This is a genomic window from Paenibacillus hunanensis, assembly GCF_034055775.1.
Lineage (GTDB): Bacteria > Bacillota > Bacilli > Paenibacillales > Paenibacillaceae > Saccharibacillus > Saccharibacillus hunanensis.
Genome location: NZ_CP139194.1, coordinates 5,193,291 through 5,211,876, shown reverse-complemented (window position 1 = coordinate 5,211,876; position 18,586 = coordinate 5,193,291). Strand labels below are relative to the sequence as shown.

At 48.7% G+C, this 18,586-nt stretch carries 16 protein-coding genes; 15 read left to right on the top strand and 1 reads right to left on the bottom strand.

Going from position 1 to position 18,586, the window contains the following annotated elements:
• Positions 1–187 precede the first annotated feature (187 nt).
• The 14 genes from galU (at position 188) to SK066_RS21160 (ending at position 16,463) form a co-directional block, all read left to right on the top strand.
• Entirely contained in the window at positions 188–1,093 is a 906-nt protein-coding gene (galU, locus tag SK066_RS21225) for a UTP--glucose-1-phosphate uridylyltransferase GalU (protein ID WP_188775763.1), read from the top strand.
• Positions 1,093–1,788, top strand: coding sequence for a sugar transferase (locus SK066_RS21220; protein ID WP_188775762.1), 696 nt, complete (start codon positions 1,093–1,095; stop codon positions 1,786–1,788). The genes galU and SK066_RS21220 overlap by 1 nt, the downstream gene beginning before the upstream one ends.
• Positions 1,789–1,821: 33 nt before the next feature.
• Positions 1,822–2,757, top strand: a complete 936-nt coding sequence (locus tag SK066_RS21215; protein WP_320542907.1) for a GDP-L-fucose synthase family protein — start codon at positions 1,822–1,824, stop codon at positions 2,755–2,757.
• 76 nt (positions 2,758–2,833) lie between these two features.
• Entirely contained in the window at positions 2,834–3,817 is a 984-nt protein-coding gene (gene gmd / locus SK066_RS21210; RefSeq protein ID WP_320542906.1) for a GDP-mannose 4,6-dehydratase, read from the top strand.
• Between the two features lie 15 nt (positions 3,818–3,832).
• Positions 3,833–5,200 (top strand): flippase, encoded by a 1,368-nt coding sequence (locus SK066_RS21205; protein ID WP_320542905.1) that lies wholly within the window; start codon positions 3,833–3,835, stop codon positions 5,198–5,200.
• A gap of 625 nt (positions 5,201–5,825) precedes the next feature.
• Entirely contained in the window at positions 5,826–6,986 is a 1,161-nt protein-coding gene (locus tag SK066_RS21200; protein WP_320542904.1) for a glycosyltransferase family 4 protein, read from the top strand.
• Positions 6,983–7,597, top strand: coding sequence for a DapH/DapD/GlmU-related protein (locus SK066_RS21195; RefSeq protein WP_320542903.1), 615 nt, complete (start codon positions 6,983–6,985; stop codon positions 7,595–7,597). The genes SK066_RS21200 and SK066_RS21195 overlap by 4 nt, the downstream gene beginning before the upstream one ends.
• Complete coding sequence (locus SK066_RS21190) at positions 7,594–8,853, top strand: O-antigen ligase family protein (RefSeq protein ID WP_320542902.1); 1,260 nt, start codon at positions 7,594–7,596, stop codon at positions 8,851–8,853. The genes SK066_RS21195 and SK066_RS21190 overlap by 4 nt, the downstream gene beginning before the upstream one ends.
• Positions 8,783–10,033 (top strand): glycosyltransferase family 4 protein, encoded by a 1,251-nt coding sequence (locus tag SK066_RS21185; protein WP_320542901.1) that lies wholly within the window; start codon positions 8,783–8,785, stop codon positions 10,031–10,033. The genes SK066_RS21190 and SK066_RS21185 overlap by 71 nt, the downstream gene beginning before the upstream one ends.
• Before the next feature lie 117 nt (positions 10,034–10,150).
• The gene (locus tag SK066_RS21180; RefSeq protein WP_188775753.1) at positions 10,151–10,735 is read left to right on the top strand and encodes a WcaF family extracellular polysaccharide biosynthesis acetyltransferase; all 585 of its coding nucleotides are present in this window, start codon (positions 10,151–10,153) and stop codon (positions 10,733–10,735) included.
• Positions 10,736–10,768: 33 nt separating this feature from the next.
• Positions 10,769–12,061: a glycosyltransferase family 4 protein gene (locus tag SK066_RS21175; protein WP_188775752.1), complete on the top strand. Its 1,293-nt coding sequence runs from the start codon at positions 10,769–10,771 to the stop codon at positions 12,059–12,061.
• Between the two features lie 83 nt (positions 12,062–12,144).
• Positions 12,145–13,512: a sugar phosphate nucleotidyltransferase gene (locus SK066_RS21170; protein WP_320542900.1), complete on the top strand. Its 1,368-nt coding sequence runs from the start codon at positions 12,145–12,147 to the stop codon at positions 13,510–13,512.
• On the top strand, positions 13,476–14,624 hold the full coding sequence (locus SK066_RS21165) for a glycosyltransferase family protein (protein ID WP_320542899.1): 1,149 nt from the start codon (positions 13,476–13,478) through the stop codon (positions 14,622–14,624). Before SK066_RS21170 ends, SK066_RS21165 begins: the two co-directional genes overlap by 37 nt.
• A 513-nt stretch (positions 14,625–15,137) precedes the next feature.
• The gene (locus SK066_RS21160) at positions 15,138–16,463 is read left to right on the top strand and encodes a UDP-glucose dehydrogenase family protein (protein ID WP_320542898.1); all 1,326 of its coding nucleotides are present in this window, start codon (positions 15,138–15,140) and stop codon (positions 16,461–16,463) included.
• 525 nt (positions 16,464–16,988) lie between these two features.
• Here the strand turns inward: SK066_RS21160 and SK066_RS21155 are convergent.
• Positions 16,989–17,348 carry a helix-turn-helix domain-containing protein gene (locus tag SK066_RS21155; RefSeq protein ID WP_188775748.1) on the bottom strand — a complete coding sequence of 120 codons (360 nt, stop codon included), beginning with the start codon at positions 17,346–17,348 and terminating at the stop codon, positions 16,989–16,991.
• Positions 17,349–17,940: 592 nt separating this feature from the next.
• Here SK066_RS21155 and SK066_RS21150 point away from each other — a divergent pair.
• Positions 17,941–18,513: a xanthine phosphoribosyltransferase gene (locus SK066_RS21150; protein WP_320542897.1), complete on the top strand. Its 573-nt coding sequence runs from the start codon at positions 17,941–17,943 to the stop codon at positions 18,511–18,513.
• Positions 18,514–18,586 lie beyond the last annotated feature (73 nt).

Here is an 18,586-nt window from a genome sequence, read left to right as displayed (position 1 = left end):
GCAAGCGCCCTGAAATGATACGTTATATCCCATACAGAGCAAGGAGAGAGTATAACGCATCCTTTCAGAGCGGTGAGCAGTGGCTGGAAGGCTGTGCTGTCTCTGGAGGATATGGAGAAGGCATGGTCTACATATGTGCAGCTGGTCACCATGGGAAACAAATAAAAAAGGGATAGGGTGTGATCTTGTGAAGAAAGTTCGTAAGGCAATCATTCCTGCCGCAGGTCTGGGAACACGCTTCCTGCCTGCAACCAAGGCAATGCCTAAGGAAATGCTTCCAATCGTGGACAAGCCGACCATTCAGTACATTGTAGAAGAAGCGATTGCTTCGGGTATTGAAGACATCATTATCGTTACAGGTAAAGGGAAACGCGCAATCGAGGATCATTTTGATAATGCGTTTGAATTGGAAGCGACGCTCTTAGAGAAGGGCAAGCTGGATCTGCTGGATGAGGTTCAGAAGTCATCCAAGGTCGATATCCACTATATTCGTCAAAAAGAAGCCAAAGGTCTGGGTCATGCGGTATGGTGTGCACGTAACTTTATCGGTGATGAGCCATTTGCGGTACTGCTGGGTGACGATATCGTGGAATCCGATACACCTTGCACACGCCAGTTGATCGAGCAATACGAAGTGACAGAGAAATCGGTTATCGGTGTACAAACCGTGCCGGATCATCAGACACATCGTTATGGCATTATCGATCCGATTGAGCAGTTTGGACGATTGCATGAGGTACGTCAATTCGTGGAGAAGCCAGCTCCTGGCACAGCGCCATCGAATCTGGCGATCATGGGTCGCTATGTACTGACACCGGAAATTTTCGAATTCCTGGGTGAGCAGCAGATCGGTGCTGGTGGCGAGATTCAGCTGACCGATGCGATTCAGCGTCTGAATGAGCTGCAACAGGTATTTGCATATGACTTCCAGGGCACACGCTTTGACGTGGGCGAGAAGCTCGGGTTTATTCAAACCACAATTGAATTTGCCTTGAAAAATGAAGATTTAAAAGCACCGCTGTTATCTTCTCTCAAGGACGTACTGGAGAGAGAAGCGCAGAAGGACGTGCTGATGGCAAGAGGTGAAGCGTAATGACTCCAAGACATGGGAGTGAAGCCGAGGCTTTAGCAAGCTACAGCGAGTTTTATGCGAGACATGTAGGCAGCATGACCACCAAACTCCGGTTTTATATGCTGGTGAAACGAACGCTCGATATTATTTGCTCACTGCTGGGGTTAATCGTTCTGTTACCACTCTTTATTGTACTTGGCATTCTGATCAAGCTGGAAGACCCGAAGGGAAAGGTGTTTTTCTATCAGACCCGAGTCGGTAAAGATGAACAGCCGTTTCGAATGTACAAATTCAGGTCAATGGTTTCAGATGCGGAGGAGAGGTTAAAGGATCTGCTTGCGCAAAATGAAGTCGAAGGCGCGATGTTTAAAATGAAAAACGACCCTCGCATCACGAGAGTCGGTCGCTTTATTCGGAAAACAAGTATTGATGAATTGCCGCAATTGTGGAATGTACTGCGCGGCGATATGAGTCTGGTTGGACCTCGTCCGCCATTGCCGCGTGAAGTTGAAGAATACAGTCCACGCGACAAGCTGAGACTGAGTGTAACACCGGGGTGCACCGGGTTATGGCAGGTCAGCGGACGGAACGAGCTAAGCTTTGATGAGATGGTTGATCTCGATTTACATTATATCAAAAAACGAGGGATAATTTTCGATTTATTTATTCTCGTTAAAACGGTTAAAGTGCTATTCGGTGCCAAAGACGCGTTTTAATGACCAATTTAAATTTTGATGAGGTGATTATTGATGAACAAAGACTCCAAGATTTACGTAGCCGGACATCGCGGTCTGGTTGGCTCAGCGATTCTGCGCGCGCTTGAAAAGCAAGGCTATACCAACCTCATCTACCGTACCAGTGCTGAACTGGATTTGAGGAATCTAAATGCGGTATACAGCTTTTTCAAAGAACAGCAGATTGATTATGTGTTCCTCGCTGCCGCTAAGGTAGGCGGAATTGCGGCTAACAACGATTTTCCAGCAGACTTCATTCGTGATAATCTGCTCATTCAGACGAATGTGATTGATGCCGCTTATTTTAATGGCGTGAAAAAATTACTGTTCCTCGGCTCCACATGCATCTATCCAAAGTTTGCACCACAGCCGCTCAAGGAAGAGTATCTGCTCACAGGTGAGCTGGAGCCAACCAATGAGCCGTATGCAATCGCCAAGATTGCGGGTATCAAAATGTGCGAATCGTACAACCGACAGTACGGCTCCACCTTTATCTCGGCGATGCCAACAAATATGTACGGGCCAAACGATAACTTTGACCTGAAAACATCGCATGTACTGCCAGCACTGGTGCGCAAAATCCATGAAGCGAAGGAAAATGGCTCCGCTACCGTTGAAATCTGGGGCACAGGTACACCGAAGCGTGAATTCCTGCACTCCGATGATCTCGCAGATGCGTGCATCTTCCTGATGAACAACTACGAGGGCAATGAGATTGTGAACGTAGGAGTAGGCGAGGATATTGCGATCAAGGATCTGGCGCTCATGATCAAGGACATCGTCGGCTTCCAGGGTGAACTGGTATTCAACTCCTCGGTGCCAGACGGTACACCACGCAAACTGGTGGACACAACCAAAATCAATGGGCTGGGCTGGAAAGCAAGTATTCCGCTGGAGGAAGGCATTCGCGCAGTATATGAGGATTACCGAAGCAGCCTGGCTGTTCGCTAATCCATGCTCATTTTCATTTCATTTAAGTGAATATAAAAAGATAACCTAAAAAACATATGGTGGAGGGAATTCATTTATGAAAACTGCATTGATTACGGGTGTAACAGGACAAGACGGATCGTACCTGGCAGAGCTGCTGCTGGAAAAAGGCTACAAAGTATACGGCGTACGCCGCAGAACAAGTACACCAAACTACGAAAATGTGGAGCATATCAAGGATCAAATTCAGTGGATCTCCGCTGACCTGACTGACCTCGGTTCTCTGATCGAGGCAGTACGTGAATCCGATCCAGATGAAGTATATAACCTGGGTGCACAATCCTTTGTTGCTTCTTCCTGGCCACAGCCAACAGCAACGGGTCAAATGACAGCAATGGGCGTAACGAACATGCTGGAGGCTGTACGTCTCGTTAAACCGGAAGCACGCTTCTATCAAGCATCCAGCAGTGAGATGTTCGGTAAAGTACAGGCGATTCCGCAAAGCGAAACAACACCATTTTATCCACGTAGCCCTTACGGTGTAGCGAAGCTGTACGGTCACTGGATCACCGTTAACTATCGTGAGAGCTTCGATATGTTCGCTTGCTCCGGTATTCTGTTCAACCACGAGTCCCCACGCCGCGGACTGGAGTTCGTTACACGTAAAGTAACGGACGGTGTAGCACAGATCAAGCTGGGTCTGGCAAAAGAACTGCGTCTCGGTAACCTGGATGCCAAACGCGACTGGGGCTTTGCAGGTGACTACGTAAAAGCAATGTGGCTCATGCTGCAACAGGATACACCGGACGATTATGTCATCTCTACAGGTGAGATGCACACGGTAGAAGAGCTGGTACAAATCGCGTTCGACCATGTGGGTCTGAACTGGAGAGACTATGTTGTCATTGATGAGAAATTTGTTCGTCCAGCAGAAGTTGATCTGCTGCTCGGCGATTGCACGAAGGCAAAGGAAAAGCTGGGCTGGGAGCTGGAAGTTGGCTTTGAGCAGCTGGTGAAAAACATGGTAGATGCTGATCTGAAGCGTCATTCCCTGAAGCCATCGGCTGTACCTGTCTATTAAGCGAGATGATTATGAATGGCTAATCCGATTGCCAAAATAAAAAGCAAGCTATCGATGACTCCCGAAAAGCGCAAAATCTTCTTTAACAGCAACTGGCAATTGATGGACAAGTTCCTGCGACTGGGCATCAATCTGATCGTCAGTATCTGGATTGCGCGCTATCTGGGGCCAGAGCAGTTCGGTCAGTACAATTTTGCGATCTCATTTGTAACGATCATTGCGGCGGTTGTGCCGCTTGGTCTGGCAAATATTATCGTCAAAGAGCTGGTCGAGCACCCGGATAATAAGAACGAGATTCTGGGTACGGTATCGACACTGCGCATGGTCAGCGGCCTGATCGCCTTTGCGATCACGGTCGCATTGGCCTTTGCCATTCCGGGACAGGATGCGATGGTGCGCTGGAGTATTATCATCATCGCAGCGAATATGCTGTTCCAGCCGCTGGATGTCATTTCCCAGTGGTTTGATTCCACCGTAGAAGCGAAGTATGCGGTATATGCGAAGGGTATTGCCTTCCTCATGACCTCGGTCATGAAGGTACTGCTGATCGTATTCCATTCTTCGCTCATCTGGTTCGCCGCATCGTATGCGCTTGAGCTCATTCTCGGTTACCTGTTCCTGTTGTTCACTCAGATGAAGCGCGTGTCGCTGACCAAGTGGAGCTTTAACTGGAAGCTAGGCAAACGGCTAACGAATAGCTCATGGCCACTCATTGTTGCTGGTATTTCTACGATCATCTATCTGAAGATCGACCAGGTTATGCTGAGCTACATGATTAACGATACAGCGGTTGGTATCTATGCGGTGGCTGCCCGGTTGTCCGAAGTATGGTACGTCATTCCGACCGTCGTCGCCGCTTCGTACTTCCCGAGCATGATCAAAAACAAAAAGCTAGGCCCGGCTGTCTATCATGCTGAGCTGCAAAAGCTATACAATCTGCTGTTCTGGTTCGCGCTCGCCATCTGTATAGCGGTCACCCTGATGGCCAAACCAGTCATCTCGATCTTATACGGTAAAGCGTATCTCGAATCGATCAGCATTCTCGTCATTCACGTCTGGGCATGTCTGTTCATCTTCATGCGTGCTGCCCTGAACAAATGGATTATTAGCGAAGGACTGTATCGGTTCGAGCTGATCAGCCAGGTGATGGGTGCACTCACGAAGATCATCATCAACCTGATTCTGATCCCGCTATTCGGCGGCATGGGTGCTGCGGTCGGTACGGTATTTGCCTTTATCGTATCGAGCTACGCCTTCACCTTCATGTTCAAGGAAACGCGGGTATCCGGTGTGATGATGTCCAAAACACTGATTTCGCCAATTACGGCGCTGATCTCCAGACTGAAAGCAGGCAAAGCGAAGCTTTCAACCAATCAAGAATAAATAGGCAAAGCAGATCATCAGGTTCCCCCCTGTCGGGGAACCGATGCTTTCCTGCTTCCTAAATTGAAAATAAACTTCAAATTTGTGAAAACTGTTCATGAAAAGGCTGGTTTTCTTGTGACTTAGGATCAAGTCTTAAATATTTTTGAATGTGATGCAGCAAGCTTGGATAAGTGAAAGATGATTTTGCCAGAAGGGGTATGTGAATGGGGATGTTGGGATATCAACCACTCCGGTAAGGAATAAGGGAACGTCCTCAGGTGGAACCCAGGAATCTACGGATTAGGAGTACAGGTAGATTCCCGGGCTCCAAAGTCGTCCTTTTCCCTTATTTCCTTCCCTGCGTTACGTGATTGTTGCAGCAGAAGCATTCGCGCACACTGGCAAAATTATCTTTTCACTATTCTAGAGCTCGCGTTTAAAGTGACCTCCAAATCTAGACTGCGTATATAAACGTTTCTCGGTCGCGTTTAAAATGCCAAACGCTTAGCTGCTTTATATTCAAGTGCATTTAAGCAAATGCAACTCATTTCACTTATGGATTTATTCAAAGAATACATCTAAAACCAACTTCAATCTAATCTAAATAAAGTTAATTCTTAAACTTACCAAGGAGGCGTAAGCATTGAAAAAGGTACTGTATGTCCATCATTCGGGTCACATGGGTGGCGCGCCACGAAGTCTTACTTATCTGATCAGTCATCTGGATAAGCAGAAGTTCCAGGGCAATGTGCTCACGATCCGCAACGGCCCTGCGGTAAAGCTGCTGGAATCAGGGGGATTACCGGTAGAGGTAGCGAAGGGAATGTTTCCGTTCCACGGCTCGACGGTATCCGGTATGACGCCGAAGCTGTTTATCCGCAATCTGATCGGTGCACTGCCAACATACTTTCAAGCCAAAAAATACATTCGTAAATACAAGCCAGACATTATCCACTTGAATAGCACATGCTTATTCCAGGTTGCCAGAGCGGCAAAGAAAGTATCGCCAGAGACGAAGGTCGTCTGTCATGTGCGTGAGCCGCTGCTGAATTCCTTTGCCGGCAACATCTTAAAGCGTATGAATCACAAATACGTGGATGGCTACATCTCGATTGACCAGTTTGATTCCGAGACGGTAGATAGCGACGGGCGCGAGCTGGATGTGGTATACAACTTCGTTGACTTCAAATCGTACAACCCGGATGTGAATGGAGCGCCGGTACGCCGCGAGCTGGGGCTGGCGGATGACGATATCGTGTTCCTGTACATCGGTCGTGTCGTTCACGGCAATGGCGTACTCGATATGGTTAACGCATTTAACAAAATTGCCAAAGATAATCCGAAGTTTAAGCTGATCGTCGGAGGCTTTTATTTCAACAAAAACAATGCCTATGAAGATAAGGTCATGCAGGCATGCAAAGGCAATGACCAGATTTATCCGCTGGCTTTCCGTGATGATGTACCGCAAATGATCGCTGCCAGCGATGTGATGATGTGCCCATTCGTAGAGCCGCACTTCTCGCGTAGCATTATCGAAGCCGCTTCGATGAGAAAGCCTTCCATCGGTACGAATATCGGTGGTCCTAACGAGCTGATCCTGCAAGGCAAAACAGGCTATCTTTTTGAAGCAGGTGACTATGATGCAATGGCGCAGTATATGGTGCGGATCGGTAATGACCGTGCACTGCATGAGAAGCTAGGACAGCAGGCACTGGAATTTGCACAGGAGAACTTTGACGCTCGTAAAAATACAAAACGCACGTTTGAATTTTATAATCGATTCTTTGTTAGGGAGCCGGTATGATCACTTCTTTTATCCGAATCAAACGTAAAATCTCCAAAAAATGCGCCACCTGGGTAACGCGTCGCCTATTCCGCGAGCAGCGGATTACGACAGGAGCGAATCTGATTGCGGTCGGTGTACCGATTGTAGACAAGGAGCCGGGCAGTAGCATCACGATTGGTCGCAACTGCATCCTGTGCTCGAATGACTACAGCAACCCGATCGGTCTGAATCATCGCACCGTTATCCGTACACTCGCAAGCGGCGCCACGATCACGATTGGTGATGATGTGGGCATTAGCGGCGCAAGCATCTGCGCCATGTCGAGTGTGACGATTGGGAACGAGGTCATGCTTGGCGTCAATGTGCAAATTAGCGATACCGACTTTCATCCGATCAAGCCGGAGGGACGACGGTTTAACAAAAACAGTGCCGATATCGGCACAGCGCCTACCACGATCGAAGACAATGTATGGGTTGGCGCCAACTCGGTCGTACTCAAGGGAGTAACGATTGGCAAAAACAGTATTATCGGCGCGGGCAGCATTGTGTCAGGATCGATACCAGCGAATTGCATTGCCGCTGGAGTGCCTGCCCGGGTGATTAAACATCTGGATGTGATAGAAGCATGATGACCAATCCTTATACATTGTCCGCTCAGCCGGACATCACGGTGAAAAATAAGTTTTTAACCTTTATTGCGGTAGCGCTGATTGTCGTTACCTCGGGTTCGGTGCTGTTCGGCAAGCTGCTGTATTCGGATTTCATTATGGTGCTGTTCGCGGTAGCGGTGGTGTTTTATTTTCCGAAGCGGATTGAGCCGAGGCAGTTTCTGATTTTGCTGCTGGTGATGATCGTGATTCTTGGCAATATGCTGCTGTACCGTACGAATATTGGTGGCTATGCCGGACTGATTCTGAAGATTATGGCGGTCTTTATGGTGCTGAATCGACTGGATCTACGGCAGGCGGCGAAGAGCTACCAATGGTTGATTCTGGCGCTGGCGATTCTCGGGATGCCATTCTACCTGCTCGGTGCGTTCGATGCTGCGCTGGTGCGGGAGCTGATTCCGCCAACGAGCGTCTGGGGCGGTGCATACCGGATTACGCCATTTCATGTGTACGGGTTATGGAATATGTCGCGGAACCAGGGCATTTTCTGGGAGCCTGGTGCGTATCAGGTGTTTCTGAATCTGGGGATTTTCCTAACGCTGTTCATGAACAAGAAGCTAATGAAATGGCGCTTGATCATTCTGACTGCAACACTGCTGACCACGATGTCCACATCCGGTTACATGATCTGCGCGCTGCTGTATCTCGCCTATGTCATTCGTAATGGCAAACGTGAGCAAATCTCGCGTATGCTGCTATCGCTGTTCCTGTTCGTACCGCTGGCGGTATTTATCGCTCAGAGCGGTGTCATCACGGATAAGTTTCAGGATGGCAATGCTTCGTTTGATCGTCGTTCACTCGATACCAGCTCGAATCTGGAGCTGATGATTGAGAAGCCGCTACTCGGCTGGGGCTTCCAGAACAACGAGATTTTGATGGAGCGCTACAGCATTCCGGATTCGTCCAATTCGTTACTCACATTCGGTTATCAGTTTGGATTACCGATGCTGCTTATTTTGATGATCTATTACTACTTTCAGTTGCTCCGGCCGATTGGAGGCGTCGTGCAGGCGCTACTTGTCTTTATCGGACTGCTGATCGTATTCTCTACCGAAAATATGCTGTTCCAGCCGCTGTTCATCGTGCTGATGTTCCTTGACACCAGACGATTGCAGGCGCAGGAACAAACAGAGCGAGGTGAAGTCCATGCCAACGAAGTCAGTCGCATACGTAGCTCCTTACGTCAACAGCGAGTTGCAACAGAAAAGGGGCTATAGTGCCAAGCATACCGCCGGTAATAAAAAAATCGATTGCATCCTGCATGCGATGGAGGAAGGCGGTAACGATATTACGGTGATCTCACCGCTGCTGCTCAAGCGCGGCACGATGAAATGGTTCCAGCGGGATACGTACCCGATCGGCAAGCGCAGTGAGGTCGTGTATCCAGGCAACATCGATATGAAGGGTGTCAGCCTGCTTGTCACGTTGTTCACGGTCTTCTTCCAGCTCGTGCGCTGGAATCGCCAGCACAAGAAGGAGCCACGAGCGGTTGTATTTTACAACTATCGACTGGAAACGGCGCTTCCAGCTATTCTGTTCAAAATGCTGTTCCGTGTGCCGCTCTTGATCGAGTACGAGGATGGTATCTACGCCGTTACCGAAACGAACCGTCATTACAAAAAAATCTCAGTTGCTGTCGAGAAGTTCGCTAACCGATTGCTCGATGGTGCCGTTCTGGTCACCTCGGTGTTGAAAAAACGAGTCAGCACTGACAACTATACCGTTGTACGTGGTGGCACGGTTCATCCAGCACGACTCAAGCCAGTACGCGAGGTGGATCTGGGAACCGATCGTCCACTGCGCATGGTCTACTCCGGTCGACTTGATTATGACCGCGGAATTGAGATTTTGCTGGACGCGTTGCCGCATATCCAGACCGATCGTCCACTGGAGCTGCATATTACCGGCTACGGGCCTGTAGAGGACAAGCTGAAGCGGTTCATTCAGGATTTCCGTCATAATCACATTTCGATCACATTCCACGGCTTTCTGGATGATCACGAATACGGTCAGCTAATGGAAACGGCAGACCTGTTCATTAACACCCAGCGGGAGAAGATTCCATTTAGTGAATGCTCCTTCCCGTCCAAGGTCGTCGAATATATCAAATACGGCAAGCTGGTGCTCACCTCCGGCGTGTCCGATATCAATACGATTAATCAGCAAATGTTCGTCACCTATGACAACGATGATCCGCGCTCGCTTGCAGCTGGATTGAATGAAATACTCGCTCATCCACAGCAATACAATCTGTATCCAGTACGTGCGATGGAATGGCTTGTGAGCGATTGTGCGCATGAGGTTGTTGCCGACAAGCTGGATCGTGTACTCAACAAAGCGATTGATCGTCAGCCCGGCAAGCCGGTGTATTCATCGGAGTCGCCGCAGGCAGAGTAAACGTATATGAAGCAGTCAATGTGTAGTCGCTCATGATAAGGATGAGCTGCAACTTATGACAGATCATCTTCATGGAGATGATGAAGCGAAGCCTAACTAACAAGGAGGAGAACGGAGATGACGCAAATCCGGCTCGATCAGTACAGTCAGGCGGAATATTCACGCGGCAAGCCAGGCTGGTATTGCCTGATCTGGTGGTTCGTTCAGGGAACGCTGTTCCGTTTCTCGCTGCATAATATGTACGGCTGGAGACGATTCCTGCTCAATCTATTTGGAGCGAAGCTTGCACCAGGTGTGCGGGTTCGTGCCTCAGCCAAATTCACCTATCCATGGAAAGTGACCATTGGAGAGCATTCCTGGATTGGTGACGATGTCGAGTTTTACAGTCTGGATGAGATTATTATCGGTAGCCAGTGCGTCATTTCGCAAAATACGTACCTGTGCACCGGCAGTCATAAATTAAGTGACCCGACCTTCGGACTGATTACAAAGCCAATCGTGATCAAGGATGGAGCATGGGTAGCCAGTGACGTATTCGTTTATCCGGGTATTACGATCCATGAACTTGGCGTTGCGGGCGCTCGCAGTACGGTTGTGAAGGACATTCCGCGCAATGAGGTGCATATCGGTTTCCCGGCAGCCTTTTTCAAACATCGCTTTCCCGAGGAGGAACCAAAGCCTGCTGTACACATCGTGAAATAAGCTCAACATTGGATGCAAAGGAGGGATACCGTTATGAAAGACAAGCCGAAAATCGTGTTCGTCATCAACTATTTTTATCCCGATTATGCTTCAACCGGACAGTTGCTGACGGAGCTATGTCTATACCTACAGCACGATTTCGACATTACTGTCATCGCTGAATGCCCGCCAGGGTATGGCGGTACAGACGCAGGCAAGGGACGCGTACTGCGTGATCGATTGGAAAATATCGAGGTTGTGCGTATCCGTCTCCCTGAGGTCGACAAGCAGAACAAGCTGAGCCGAATCAAGTACATTTCCACGTATTTCTGGTTCGCGACCTATCAGCTGCTCAAAGAAAAGAACACGGACTTTATCTATACGATCTCAACACCGCCGGTACTCGGTGGACTAATCGGTACAATCGGCAAGCTGCTCAAGCGCTCCAAGCATATTTATAACATTCAGGATTTCAATCCGGAGCAAGCGGAGGCAGTTGGCTATACCGATCGCAAATGGATCTTTAACATCGCTCGTATGATCGACAATATCAACTGTTCCTTATCTGACCATGTGATCACGGTCGGTAAGGATATGCAGGAGACGCTGGATCGCCGCTTTGGTGGACGGAAGCAGATTGCCAATACGGTCATCAACAACTGGACGAACGAGCAGGAGATTGTACCGCTGGCGAAGGATCATCCGCGTGTATCAGCATTTATACGTCAGCATGGCTGGGAAAATAAATTCGTTGTGATGTACTCCGGTAATCTCGGTCTGTATTACGATCTGGAAAACCTGATCTCGATTGTACCGAAGCTGAAGGATTGCAAGGATCTGGTGTTTGCCTTTATCGGTGAAGGTGCGATGAAGAGCAAGATGCAGGAGTACGCTGCCAAGCACGGCTTGATCGAATCCGGTCAGGTATGCTTCCTACCGTTCCAGCCCAAAGAAGACCTCAAGTACTCACTTAATGCCGCCGATGTGCATCTGGTCGTGAACCAGAAAGGCATAAAGGGTGTGTCTGTGCCGAGTAAAATCTACGGCGTTATGGCAGCCGGCAAGCCGGTGATGGGCGTGCTGGAGGAAGGCAGTGAAGCACATCGTCTGATCGTGGAGAGCTATTGCGGCAAGGTTGCCGAGCCACAGCAGTATGACGATGTAGCCAGCCGCATTCGCGAGCTGTACGAGCTGGATGCCTTTGAGCTACAGCGTGTCGGTCAAAATGGCCGCGACTATCTGGAAAAGTACTTACGCCGCGATGTATCGCTGGAGAAATACCGACAGCTATTGCTATCGATGGTTACACCGTCTTCATCCCCAAGCATGCTGCCTGAATCAAGGTAACTGGAACAGGGATTGGACGTCGACATACGTTCATTTCGCATAAACGGAATACCCAAACTACAGAAAACATAGGAGGGATTGGAGTGAAACTTATCCTTTTATCCGGAGGTTCAGGAAAGCGTCTGTGGCCTCTGTCCAATGATGCGAGATCCAAGCAATTTTTGAGAGTGCTGGAAAATGAGCAGGGCGAGCTGGTCTCGATGGTACAGCGGGTGTGGAACCAGCTGGATGCTAGCGGACTGAGCGAGTCGAGCTACATCGCAACAGGCAAATCTCAGGTTGAGATTATGCGCAGTCAGGTCGGTGCGGACGTACCGCTGATCGTAGAGCCGGACAGAAGGGATACGTTTCCCGCCATTGCACTGGCGGCAACCTATCTGTATTCCATCAAGGGGGTCAGCCTGGATGAGGTCGTTACGATTTTGCCAGTTGATCCTTATGTAGACAATCACTTTTTCGAGACGGTACGCAGTCTGGAGGATGCGATTGAAGAATCGCAGGCTGATCTGGCACTAATCGGTGTAGAGCCGACGTATCCGTCTTCCAAATACGGTTATATTATTCCTTCCGGCGAAACGACAGTAACCGGCATCCGTCAGGTAAGTCGTTTTCAGGAAAAACCAAGCGAAGCGTATGCTGAGCAACTGATCGCGGAGAAGGCACTGTGGAACTGCGGTGTATTCGCCTTCCGTCTCGGTTACATCATCAATCTGCTGGAGCAAAAGGGATTGCCGATCCAATACGAACAGCTACTGAGAAATTATAGCAAGCTGCCTAAGATCAGCTTTGACTACGAGGTTGTCGAAAAGGCAGCGAATATCGTGGCTGTACCGTACACCGGCTACTGGAAAGACCTGGGTACATGGAACACATTGACCGAGGAAATGAGCAATATCCAAATCGGACGCGGTATCATCAGTGACGATTGCGAAAATACGCATCTGGTGAACGAAACGAAGGTTCCAGTAACGGTGCTGGGCATGAAGGATGTGGTCGTTGCGGTAAGTCCGGACGGTATTCTCGTATCCGACAAAGCCAGCAGTCCGAAGCTGAAGGAACTGGTGAACTTTGATCAGGGTCCGATGTTTGAAGAGCGTCAATGGGGCTGGGTGCATGTGCTGGATGATCAGACGTATGAGGATGGACGCTGCGTGTCAACGAAGCGAATCGGTCTCAAGCATGATCATAACCTGAGCTATCGTTCCCATACCGAGCGTGAAGAAGTATGGACAATCGTCAAAGGTGAAGGCGAGTTCGTCCTGAATGGCAATATGATGCAGGTGAGTGCAGGCAATGTGCTGCATATCCCGGTGAAGGCGATGCACAGCTTGAGAGCACGAAGCGAGATGGAGTTTATCGTCGTACAAACGGGAATGTTTGAACGCGAAAATAGACTGGTGGAGCTGTTCCATTCATGGGAAGACATCGCACAGAACTGCATGAAGATCTAACGGTCATCGCGTATTACGTATCCGATTATGGATACGGCCATGCGGCTCGCAGTATTGCGGTCATTCGGCAATTGCTAGCGGACAGTCCCGTACCGCTACATCTGGTGATCAACTGTGGCAAGGCGCTGGGCTTTCTATACGAATCGTTGCAGCCCTTTCAAGGGAACCATCAGCTAGAATTCCGAACGATGTATTCGGATACGGGCTATGTGTTGCAGCATGATTCGATTGCAGCCGATATTGAAGGGCTGAGAAAGCAATACAGGCAGGATATGTCGTTGTTTGCTGAAAGAGTGGAGCAGGAGGGTGAGTTTCTACTGCGTATCGGTGCCCAGCTGGTGATTAGCGATATTTCGCCGATCCCCATCGTGGCTGCTGCCCGTGCAGGTATCGAATCACTGGGCATATCGAATTTTACCTGGTATACCGCATATCAGGATATGTTAGAGCCGCAGGAGCTGAATGAGCTGCGCGCCGCCTATGCACAGATGGATCATTTTATCGGTCTGGCAGGCTGTGCAGAGCCAGCGTGGGGCTGCAAGGATCGTATTCATACCGGCTTCTTCTGTCGCCAGCCGGATGCCGCTGAGGTAAGAAGGATTCGGCACAGGCTGGCGAGAGATGGACGACGCATCGTGTTTTTCGCACTCGGTATGAGTATCGAAGTGGAGGAATTACAGGCACTACCGATCTGGGACAGCGAAAATGTCAGCTTTATCGTGTCCTCGAATATGATGGTGGAGCGAGAGCATATTTATCGGATTCCGCCCGATTACAGCGAATCACAAAATTATGTAGCCGCTGCCGATCTGGTCATTACCAAGCCCGGTTGGGGTACGATCGGCGAAGCGGTTGTGCTGAACAAGCCGTTGCTGCTGCTGAATCGCAGCCGATTTTACGAGGATCGACATACACTGGATGCCATTCCGGTGGATCATCCCATGCAGCTGATGTCTTGGGAGCAGATTAGCCAGCTCGATCTGAATCGGTTGGATCTCAATGTGCATGCAGCAGGAGCAGAGCCGTTACCTTCTAGCGGTAGGTCAGACAGTCGTGTGCTAGCCGACATTACTCGCTATATTAGTAATCTGCTTCAGCATGTGAGCGTCTGAGTGATCGCTCACAGCAGGCTTAACGTCAGTCCAGGCGTTCATTCAGCGCAACGCGATAGCAACGGTGAAAATGGCTGCCCATAGCAGCAGAGACAATGCAGTACCCCAGAGACAGCCTTTGGCAAATGACGGATTTCCCTGATATTTCATCATAATCAGCCTCCACATATAGATAAGGTAGGTGGCCTGATCCATCGCTATATGGCATTCATTCCACCCAGATACAAGCTAGTGAGAATGAGCGATATCGTCCTAGAGACAGGCTATACAAACTATATCGGTTGATATGCATGAACCATGAATAGAGTTTTCCCGGTCATTTAAGTGTTAGCGAACTTCTAACACGAGGCGAAATGAAAAAAAGATTTTTGCGACAGCAAAATATCTATACCTTGTTAGCGAACTTCTAACACGAGGTGAAATGAAAAAAAGATTTTTGCGACAGCAAAGTATGAATGCCCCTTTAAATAATGGCGACAACGTCAAACTAAATCGGAAATGGGAGTGTGGATAATGAAAATTACGGTTATTGGTACAGGATATGTGGGTCTGGTGTCCGGCGTATGCTTTGCAGAGATCGGTAATACAGTTACCTGTGTGGATAAAATTCCGGCAAAAATCGAAACGCTGAACAATGGCGGCGTGCCGATCTATGAGCCAGGTCTACAGGAAATCATGCTGCGTAACGTTGAAGCGGGACGACTGTCCTTCACAACCGACCTGAGCGGTTCCGTACCGGAATCCGATCTGATCATCATCGCGGTAGGTACACCGCCGCTTCCATCCGGTGAAGCTGATCTGCAATACATCGAAGCGGCTGCACGTGAGATTGCGCTTTCGATTGATGGCTATACCGTTGTTGCTGTGAAGAGTACAGTGCCAGTAGGTACGAATGAGCGTGTGAACAGCATCATTGCTAGCCTGACCGATCAGCCATTCGCTACCGCATCGATGCCAGAATTCCTACGCGAAGGCTCCGCGGTTAAGGATGCATTCAATCCGGATCGCCTCGTTATCGGTGTTGAATCCCAGCAAGCCGCAGACCTGCTGCTGGAGCTGCACAAGCCACTCACTGAAAATCTGGTCGTTACGGACATCCGCAGTGCAGAGATGATCAAGTATGCATCGAATGCCTTCCTGGCAACCAAAATTTCGTTCATCAACGAAATTGCTAACATCTGCGACAAAGTAGGCGCGGATGTGGATCAGGTCGCACGTGGGATGGGAATGGATCGCCGTATCGGTGCATCATTCCTGAACGCAGGTATCGGCTACGGTGGCTCTTGCTTCCCAAAAGATACCCATGCACTGATCCAGATTGCAGGTAACGTAGAATACGACTTCAAGCTGCTCAAATCCGTTGTTGAAGTGAACCAATCTCAGCGTTGGGCAGTGATCGACAAGCTGCTTGATTCACTGGGTACACTGAAGGATAAAAAGATTGCGGTATGGGGTCTTGCCTTTAAACCCGATACAGACGATGTGCGCGAAGCACCATCGCTGGAGATCGTACCGAAGCTGGTTGAGTTTGGCGCTCTGCCACAGGTATTTGATCCGGTAGCTGCGGACAACTTCCGTCGTGAGTACAATCATCCTGCGATCAGCTACGCATCCAGCGCATTGGAAGCAGCGCGTGACTGCGACGCGATCTGCCTGCTGACCGAGTGGGGCGAATTTGTTAATATCGATCTGGCAGAGGTGGAAGCCGTGATGAGCAATCCGATATTGATTGATGGACGTAATGTATACAGCGCCGATCGCATCAAGGCTACACGCTTTGACTACCATTCAATGGGTCGCCCGGCATTGCTTCGGGATAATGTTATAGTAGCCAAATGATCCAAATTTGAACCATTATTTGTAAATTCTTGTTTGCCTCCATTCCACCGTTATAGTGGGGTGGGGGCAGACATTCCTTTGATAAGTATAGCGCTTACAAACCATGCTGAAAAGCTGCCGACGCTTGTATGTATACACGTCGGTGGCTTTTTTACGTTTCTTTTGATTTCTGTATTGTTATATGAAGGATAAGCATAAGTAGTATAGCCTCAGACAAGCCATTTCAGCTATATATGAATAGGTAAAAGACGGATATGCGCCATAAGAACCAGTCTGTCGCTAGCATATGAACCATGTCTCAGGACATAGATATACATAGCCTGCACGGAAAAAGACAGCACAAAACCGACTTCATCTGAGCGGTGAAGCCGGCTTCATCAAGTCGTTACGATACGTTGTACGGCATAAGCCATGTTAAAGGATTCCGGGCAGCGCTCTGGACAGAACACATAGGGCTCGGATAAAAGAAAGGAAAAACTAGACGTTGCGACAGTTGTATTTCCAGAAGTGAGGATAGGAATATGATTAATGGTGTTCTTCCTCCGAGTGCGCACGATCTCGCACGACACGCTCCAACAATTGCCGAATTAACTGTAGATCTTCATCCTCAAGAGGCACGCCATCCCAGTGTAGATGGGCATAATTCAAGAATTCCCGGGCATTGGTGTTCTGTGGGGTAGGATCATACTGCTCTGTTAAACCAAGCAAATAATCGGAAGTGGTGCTGAGCTTGGTAGCAATCGCTTGGATCGTTTCCAGTGTAGGCTGACGATAGCCTGATTCGTAGCCCGCATACGTGCTTTTGGCTACTCCGACATAATCCGCGACTTCCTTCATCGACATATTTCGTCGTTTGCGAAGTTGTTTGAGGCGTTGGGCAAACAATACAAAGACCTCCTAGTGAAGCAATAATGTATGCGACCCAGCAATCAAGAAATAGGAAAAAAGCCGCAGACAGTAAATAAATTATAGCACGATGTGCATGCATTTCCCACTTGGCATCTGATTCGCAAAAATAGATGCAATTTCCTTATATGCTATTTATGAACATATAAGTCTTATTTTTTACAAATAAACAAAAATATCGAAATAATTAAAAATATTTCATAAAAATCATACTACATGTTCATGCAAAAACGGCTTGGCTATTTTATGTAAAGCCTGTTTGGAGAATCCTCACATCCTGGAAATACGTGAAGTGATGGCTACGATGTTCTAATTTTATACGAATAATGGCTACATGAACTTGAACAATCTACATCTATATCGGTTAGTTTACCGTAAAATTAAATTGAAATTGGGAAAAAACTGTAACAAATTTGTGTTGATCCAATAATATGGAGCAGCCGGGCAGGATATTCACTGTTCAGGAATAGCCCCAATCGAGTATAGTAGGGGTACCTTTTAGCACCTCAAGATCGTGCCTATTTGCAGCTATGCCTGTTCAACCAATCTATGCCAAAGGAGCTACAATAATATGGAATTATTACGCAACAAAGTAATCACTGAGGGCATCGTGCTTCCCGGTAATGTGCTTAAAGTCGACTCGTTTCTGAATCACCAGATGGACCCGGTGCTTATGCAGGAGATCGGACGTGAGTTCCGCACACGCTTTGCTGAGGCCGGTGTGACACGCGTGCTGACGATCGAATCGTCCGGTATCGCTCCGGGCATTATGACAGCGCTGGAGATCGGCGTTCCACTCATTTTTGCCCGTAAACAAAAGTCGCTCACATTGACTGAGGATATTTTCGTGGAAACAGCCTATTCCTATACGAAGCAGCAAAGTAATGATATTACCGTCTCCAAAAAGTTTATTCATCCCGGGGATCGTGTGCTTGTTATTGATGACTTTCTGGCTAACGGTGAGGCTGCATTTGCGCTGGCTCGTATCGTGCAGCAGGCAGGCGCGGAGGTGGTAGGAATCGGGATTGTGATCGAAAAGTCCTTCCAGCCTGGAGCTAAGCTGCTGACCGATGAAGGCTATCGTCTGGAATCGCTCGTGCGGATCGCTGGCTTGGAGGGCGGACAGGTACAGTTTGTCGATTAAGGAATAATCTATTGGATGTACAGCAACAGGCGGCGCGAATGCTCGATCGAATCCGAGCATTCACGCCGCCTGT

Excerpts from the sequence above, each read along its gene's own strand:
- SK066_RS21185 (WP_320542901.1), top strand. The coding sequence starts at position 8,783 with ATGCCAACGAAGTCAGTCGCATACGTAGCTCCTTACGTCAACAGCGAG.
- SK066_RS21150 (WP_320542897.1), top strand. The coding sequence starts at position 17,941 with ATGGAATTATTACGCAACAAAGTAATCACTGAGGGCATCGTGCTTCCC.
- gmd (WP_320542906.1), top strand. The coding sequence starts at position 2,834 with ATGAAAACTGCATTGATTACGGGTGTAACAGGACAAGACGGATCGTAC.
- SK066_RS21175 (WP_188775752.1), top strand. The coding sequence starts at position 10,769 with ATGAAAGACAAGCCGAAAATCGTGTTCGTCATCAACTATTTTTATCCC.
- SK066_RS21165 (WP_320542899.1), top strand. The coding sequence starts at position 13,476 with ATGGGAAGACATCGCACAGAACTGCATGAAGATCTAACGGTCATCGCG.
- SK066_RS21215 (WP_320542907.1), top strand. The coding sequence starts at position 1,822 with ATGAACAAAGACTCCAAGATTTACGTAGCCGGACATCGCGGTCTGGTT.
- SK066_RS21180 (WP_188775753.1), top strand. The coding sequence starts at position 10,151 with ATGACGCAAATCCGGCTCGATCAGTACAGTCAGGCGGAATATTCACGC.
- SK066_RS21190 (WP_320542902.1), top strand. The coding sequence starts at position 7,594 with ATGATGACCAATCCTTATACATTGTCCGCTCAGCCGGACATCACGGTG.
- SK066_RS21205 (WP_320542905.1), top strand. The coding sequence starts at position 3,833 with ATGGCTAATCCGATTGCCAAAATAAAAAGCAAGCTATCGATGACTCCC.
- SK066_RS21195 (WP_320542903.1), top strand. The coding sequence starts at position 6,983 with ATGATCACTTCTTTTATCCGAATCAAACGTAAAATCTCCAAAAAATGC.
- SK066_RS21220 (WP_188775762.1), top strand. The coding sequence starts at position 1,093 with ATGACTCCAAGACATGGGAGTGAAGCCGAGGCTTTAGCAAGCTACAGC.
- SK066_RS21160 (WP_320542898.1), top strand. The coding sequence starts at position 15,138 with ATGAAAATTACGGTTATTGGTACAGGATATGTGGGTCTGGTGTCCGGC.